A 5353-nucleotide genomic window follows, 5' to 3' on the forward strand; every position below is an offset into this window, starting at 1 on the left:
GACCAGAGATTGGCCAGGCGTGGTTGCAGCCATTTCGCTGCCTCGACGTGGGTCAGCAATGCATGCTCAACAGTCGGAGCGTTGACGTTAAGCGACGTGCCTCGGCGCGGCATGTAGGACGGCAACACCGTGTCGTTGACGTGTTTGTGCGGATCGATCAGGCCACCGAATGGCACGACCTTCGCCTTGCGCGCCGCTTCAGCATCGACTTGATTGCCGGTGCCAGTAGCCAGTTGCTCCAGCACCTTGCGCGACACCTGAGCCGGTGTTTCGGCGTGGCTTTTGTACTGTTCACCAATGGTCGCCGAGGTTTCGGCAAAGCCAAATTCATCCAGCTCGATGCGCTCGATGACGTGATAGTTTTCACGCCCATCCTCACCGACCAGAACCGCGATGGCGGCATCTTTGTCGCGCCAGCAGTTGCGGGTGATCAACAGCTTCTCGCCGACCATCACGCCCGGTACCGAGCTGACGTCGAACTGAGCGCCACGGAAGGAAACACGCAGCAGGTTGCTGACCTTGCGGTATTCCGGTGTGCTGACCGCCAGCTCGCGGCAAACCTCAATGCTTGGAGCAAGACGCAGCTGGTCCTGCTTGATCAGCTGCCATACGCCGTAACGGGTGCGGCGAGTCCGGGTATGAATGGAGGTGGCGTTGAAGTAACGCATCCACTTGCCGGCCCAGGTATTGATCTGCTCCAGGCTCTCCGCCGCCTGAAACCTCAACGCACTTTCAAACTCACGCTCAACAATGTTGTGCGCTTGTTCTACCTGCCCCTTTGCCCGTGCATTGCCGACCTGATTGATGATCAGGTCGATGGACATGGCGCGGCAGAGGTTGCGAAAGATGCCGCTGGTCATGGCCGCACCAGGGTCGGTCATCAGCATCCATGGCACACCATGGAACGGGTCGGACTCATGACGCTTCTGCATCGCGTTGATCAACACGTTGCAAAGGTTCTCGGCCGACTCCGCGCCCAGTACGTACTCCAAATACAAGGTGCCGCTGGTGTGATCTGTGATCACGTAGCGCCACAAGCGCTGGCGCTCGATCTTCTTCAGGTTGCCGGGTTTGCCGTCATAGAACTCGGCTTTGTTCATCACCCGTGCACCATCGTCAGCCAGGTAGAACTGCGTCGAGATGGACGCGTCGACCTGCCAAACATGATTGGGGTGGTTGCTGGCCAGCGACACCGCAGGCGCGTCATGGAGCAGCTGTTCCGGATGCAACTTGTAGCTTTGCAGAGCGCGGCTGATTGCTCCGCTGGTCAACGGGCGAAACAAGCCTGTCGCCTCATCCACCCGGCCAGCCACAATCATGCCGTTGCTGCGCAGACGCTCGACAGCACGTTCGATGGTGGACAATTGTTTGTTGTTGGCGCGGATCGATTCAAGCAAAACAGCTGATATCAAGCGCGCCTCTTCCAACGGCAAAGCGCTATTGCCCGCATCACTGCGACGTTTACGCGGTTTGGCCACTCGGACCTCCTTCAGCTTGCGCTGAAGTGTTTGGATGGAAACACCCAGTTCAGCCGCGCCCGCTTGGTATACGGCAGTACGCTGTCCGTGCGGGGCGTTGTCCGCGCGCTGGGCGATCTGCGTCAGTTGCTGGATCTGTACTGGGTTCATGGATTAAGCCTCGGCCTGATTCAGCCAAACCGGGGTGTCGCCCTGATGTTCAGGCAGGTGAAACTCACTACGCACCGCCGCCAGGGTGACTTCGAGCTGGTGAATCACAGCGGCTTTAAAAGCACGATGGTCATCGCCGCTTTCTGCCGCATGCGCTTCGAGCTTTGTGAAGCCCTCCCGCAGTGAGCCCAAGATGTTGGCTTCAGCCTCATAGGCGACCGCTGCCACTTCTTGACGTAGCTCTTTGGCGGCTTCATCAGCAGGCATGGATTGAATGCGTTTGCGGGTTTTCTCAAGCTCTTGCTTGGTTTTGTCCAACTCGGTGGTTTTCTTCGCCATGACTTCGCTTTGCGCTTCGTAGTCGGCGTTGGTTTCGTCGAGCCGCTGGGTCAGCTCCTCTTTTTCCTTGGCGTGCTTGGAGATGATTTCTTCAGCAAGATCAATAAAGGCGTCTTTATCACCTGTCTTGGCGATTTCAATCAGAGCTGATTTTTCGTCGTCAGGAAGACGACGGTATTGGCGCATTTCACGGTACCCGATACCCATGCGGGACATAGAATCGAGCGCGTCTTCACCGAATTGACGAAGGTTGTTTATATCTTCATTGACCTTCGGCGCCGACGTCCCAAGGAGGCTGCAAAATTCCTCCCATGTACCACCCAAACCGCGACCGTCGCGGTCACGCATACCTGCTAACGCCCGGTAGAGCTTGTTTTCCTTCACATAAGCCATCTTGGAAACCGCGACCGTCGCGGTGAACTTGCCAATAGAATCTGCCATTTGGGCTTGCCCAAGCAGCTGATTGACCATGTCTCGCTCGTCGCTATGTGAAGTTAAAGCCATAGCCATCAAGTTTTGGTCAGCAGTCAGTGCAGCACCATCCAGTGCGGGCAGATCAATTGCCTCAGCGACTTCCTGTAGTTTGCGTCCCATCTTTATCCCCTTATTTCATTGAGCCAGCAGCGATACGTTGATTGATTTCCTGCATCCGGTCGGTCAACCGGGCCATGTGTTCGGCGTGGGCCTGAGCGATCTGCAACATGCCGACGGAGTGAGCGAACCGGCCGTTGTCCAGCTTTACCGCCAGTCCCTCCTCGATAAGGGTTTGCATGGCGCGGGTGATGTTGCTGGGGCTGTCCTGCGCCAGTTGAGCCAATTCGGTATTGCTCAGGCCGGTGACTGTATGGCCTTTCAGCGCCTTGAGGACACGCAGCACACGTGCAGCGGCAGAGACGGTGCGGCTCATGGCTGCTCCTCCAGTTCGAGTTGTGGTTGTTGGGTTTGGCTGACGTTGCCTCGGTGCCAGGCAAGCCCCTCCATCGCTGCCTGAATGGCAGCAAGAGTTTCATCGGCTTCGCAGTTGTTGGCGTAGAACGCCAGCAGCCTTCCGGTAGCAGTGGTCAGAAGCTCCTGCAGCGCTTGTGTGTCCTGTGCTGTGCACTTGCGACCGGTTGGCATGGCAATGGTCAGTCGCCCCGAACTGGCGGCGATCCAGCGGGTTACGTAGTCGCAACCGCAGGCGCGCTCGTAAGGAAGGATAAAGTTGGCGGGCATGCGACCGGTCTGTAGCCACTTGTAAACGGACCAGTGATCGGTCACCCCCATCTCATCGGCAATTCGCTCCACGCCTTTGTTGTGAGCTTCCTTCGCGAAGTCCTTACACAGCTCCATGGCATGGCGCAGTGAGGTCGGCTGGGCGTTCTTCCAACGGCGGCGGTTCATTGGAGCCCCCTTTGCAGAAGGATTTCCAAACAAATGAAGCGTTTGCAACTAGGCAAAAGGATTACTCCCGGCGCAATCTTTTCGGGTACATTCGCCAACATGGATACGAGATATGACCGACCGTACTGAAAAGCTGGAAGCGCAAGTGAATGCTCTGGCACAAGGCTGGTTGCGCCTTGTGGCGATGCTGGAAGTTGAAGGGCTGGTAGCACCCGAGCGCATTGATCAGGTTTTGCGACCAATCCGGTGGCCTGGGCAACCGATAGACAGCGAAGCAACGAAGACGCTGGCTTGGCTATGCGATCAGTTGGCCGGGGCGAGAGACGCTCGAAGCGCTTCAAGGTAGCCATCACGCTGCCAACGCTGCGGGTGACTTGAGTCCAAGCTTCACCGCGATGTCGTGCGCTTTGCCGTAGTTGGCTTTCGCTTGGCCATTGAGGACGCGGTACACCTCGTTACGGGTGTAGCCGTTTTCGATAGCCCATTGGGTAATGGTTTTGCCGACGCGACGGAAGTTTTCTTTCACCTGGTCGGCGGTTAGGGCTTTGGCATGGGTGGCCATGGTGGTGGCTCCTGTGATGCAAAGATAATTGCTGTTTGTTTGAATTATTTTGGTGGGATATATACACCGTGTCAAGTGATTTGGTGGAACATATACACGCTCGACTACGCGAAGAGATCGAGCGCTGCGGCATGTCCTTGGCTGCTGCCTCCCGTGTAGCGGGCGAATCGAGCCCGCAACGGCTCAAGGATGTTGTCTCTGGCAGACAAAAATGCTCGGCTGACCTGGTGGCGAAATTGATGGTCATCGGGGTCGATGCCACTTACGTCCTCACAGGTGAGCGTGCTCAAGCTGTGTTGAGCCATCTGGCGCCAGACGAAGAGGTGCTGCTTGAGGGCTACCGTGCCCTTGATGCTTCTAGTAAGAAACGCATGCTCGCGACAATGCTGGTCGGGGGCTCCGCTGCAGTGTCTGGCGAATCGAGACAGGCTCCACACACGCAAACCGTTTCCGGTACTGGTCACCGAGTAGCAGGACGAGATTTCAATAAGAAGGAATGAGGTGGGAAATGGGCATCAACGGGCATAACAATCGAGTCGCTGGGCGCGACTACTACGAGCTGAATACGGTCCTAAAATTGACACCCGAACAGCTCCGGCAGTTGGCAATCAAGCCATGTGCCCGATGTGAGAATCGAGTTGTTAGCTCTGATGCAACCGTCTGCAATCATTGTCTCAGTGAGCTTCAAAGCCGTGCCCGTTCGGAGCGTCGTCTACGCTATGCATTCGTTATCCTCCTGGTTTGGGGGGTGCTGATGCAATGGCAAAACAGCCATTCCGCAGAGATCCCTCCGCAGCGTTTCCTTGAGTTGGGTGTCATCGCCACAGCCATGGTCCTGCTTTTCGCAGGTGTCTGGCCGGAGGTCCGGCATTGGTGGCTAGCAAATGGAGATGAGCTGCTACGCATTCTCGGCAGACTCGTCATGAGGTTGTTCAAAGGGAGTAAGTAATGAAAAGGAATACTCGCTTAGGAAAAGTCTTCGTAAGTGTATCCGCGCTGGTGCTTTCGGCATCCGTTAGTGCCGCCTCCTACGTCGCCGCCAGTGCTGAAGCGTTCAAAAGCGCAACGGTGCAGATGGGGGCTTTAGATAAGGCCATGACCGACGGAGTGAAGTTATTGCAAAGCGGTGACCTGAAGGCAATCGGTGCCCATAGCCAGTGGATTGCTTCGTTAGTTGCGTCCGGTAAATCGAAATTTGGCGCCTCGATCCTAGAACCCTTGGGCCGTTGCAGTGCAGCGGGTATCCACACACAAAGCTGGTGGCGAGAGCAAGTGAGTGCAGCCCAAGCGGGTGGCGTTGAGTCTGTTCCAGGGTCAATTCAGAGTGCGCTGGATGAATACCAGACAAATCGTTCGGACTGCCTAACGGATACAAAACCAATTGCTAAAGCTGAGCAAGCATCAAACAAATCCAGCAAGGAATGCTTGACGGTATTTGACG

The 5353-nt window shown here is 56.3% G+C and carries 8 protein-coding genes; 3 read left to right on the forward strand and 5 right to left on the reverse strand.

Translation table 11 applies throughout. The features are described 5' to 3' along the window. The 4 genes from ACRESJ_RS03225 to ACRESJ_RS03240 all read right to left on the reverse strand — a co-directional run. On the reverse strand, positions 1-1628 hold a 1628-nt coding region (locus tag ACRESJ_RS03225), incomplete at its 3' end, for an integrase (protein WP_431756610.1). Positions 1629-1631: 3 nt separating this feature from the next. Then, on the reverse strand, positions 1632-2561 hold the full coding sequence (locus ACRESJ_RS03230; protein ID WP_431756611.1) for a hypothetical protein: 930 nt from the start codon (positions 2559-2561) through the stop codon (positions 1632-1634). A gap of 10 nt (positions 2562-2571) precedes the next feature. Beyond that, complete coding sequence (locus ACRESJ_RS03235; RefSeq protein WP_431756612.1) at positions 2572-2874, reverse strand: helix-turn-helix domain-containing protein; 303 nt, start codon at positions 2872-2874, stop codon at positions 2572-2574. Then, positions 2871-3350 carry a hypothetical protein gene (locus ACRESJ_RS03240; RefSeq protein WP_431756613.1) on the reverse strand — a complete coding sequence of 160 codons (480 nt, stop codon included), beginning with the start codon at positions 3348-3350 and terminating at the stop codon, positions 2871-2873. Before ACRESJ_RS03240 ends, ACRESJ_RS03235 begins: the two co-directional genes overlap by 4 nt. Before the next feature lie 112 nt (positions 3351-3462). On the opposite strand from ACRESJ_RS03240, the gene ACRESJ_RS03245 reads away from it, so the two are divergent. After that, positions 3463-3696 (forward strand): hypothetical protein, encoded by a 234-nt coding sequence (locus ACRESJ_RS03245; protein ID WP_248915839.1) that lies wholly within the window; start codon positions 3463-3465, stop codon positions 3694-3696. A 3-nt stretch (positions 3697-3699) separates the two neighbouring features. Here ACRESJ_RS03245 and ACRESJ_RS03250 read toward each other — a convergent pair whose 3' ends face one another. Next, positions 3700-3912 (reverse strand): DNA-binding protein, encoded by a 213-nt coding sequence (locus ACRESJ_RS03250; RefSeq protein WP_431756614.1) that lies wholly within the window; start codon positions 3910-3912, stop codon positions 3700-3702. A gap of 35 nt (positions 3913-3947) precedes the next feature. On the opposite strand from ACRESJ_RS03250, the gene ACRESJ_RS03255 reads away from it, so the two are divergent. Then, positions 3948-4412, forward strand: a complete 465-nt coding sequence (locus ACRESJ_RS03255) for a helix-turn-helix domain-containing protein (RefSeq protein ID WP_431756615.1) — start codon at positions 3948-3950, stop codon at positions 4410-4412. A gap of 448 nt (positions 4413-4860) precedes the next feature. Next, on the forward strand, positions 4861-5353 hold a 493-nt coding region (locus tag ACRESJ_RS03260), incomplete at its 3' end, for a hypothetical protein (RefSeq protein ID WP_431756616.1).

Origin of the sequence: Pseudomonas sp. (genome assembly GCF_050739655.1) — a bacterium.
Taxonomy (GTDB): Bacteria; Pseudomonadota; Gammaproteobacteria; order Pseudomonadales; family Pseudomonadaceae; genus Aquipseudomonas.

Excerpts from the sequence above, each read along its gene's own strand:
- ACRESJ_RS03230 (WP_431756611.1), bottom strand. The coding sequence starts at position 2,561 with ATGGGACGCAAACTACAGGAAGTCGCTGAGGCAATTGATCTGCCCGCA.
- ACRESJ_RS03235 (WP_431756612.1), bottom strand. The coding sequence starts at position 2,874 with ATGAGCCGCACCGTCTCTGCCGCTGCACGTGTGCTGCGTGTCCTCAAG.
- ACRESJ_RS03240 (WP_431756613.1), bottom strand. The coding sequence starts at position 3,350 with ATGAACCGCCGCCGTTGGAAGAACGCCCAGCCGACCTCACTGCGCCAT.
- ACRESJ_RS03245 (WP_248915839.1), top strand. The coding sequence starts at position 3,463 with ATGACCGACCGTACTGAAAAGCTGGAAGCGCAAGTGAATGCTCTGGCA.
- ACRESJ_RS03250 (WP_431756614.1), bottom strand. The coding sequence starts at position 3,912 with ATGGCCACCCATGCCAAAGCCCTAACCGCCGACCAGGTGAAAGAAAAC.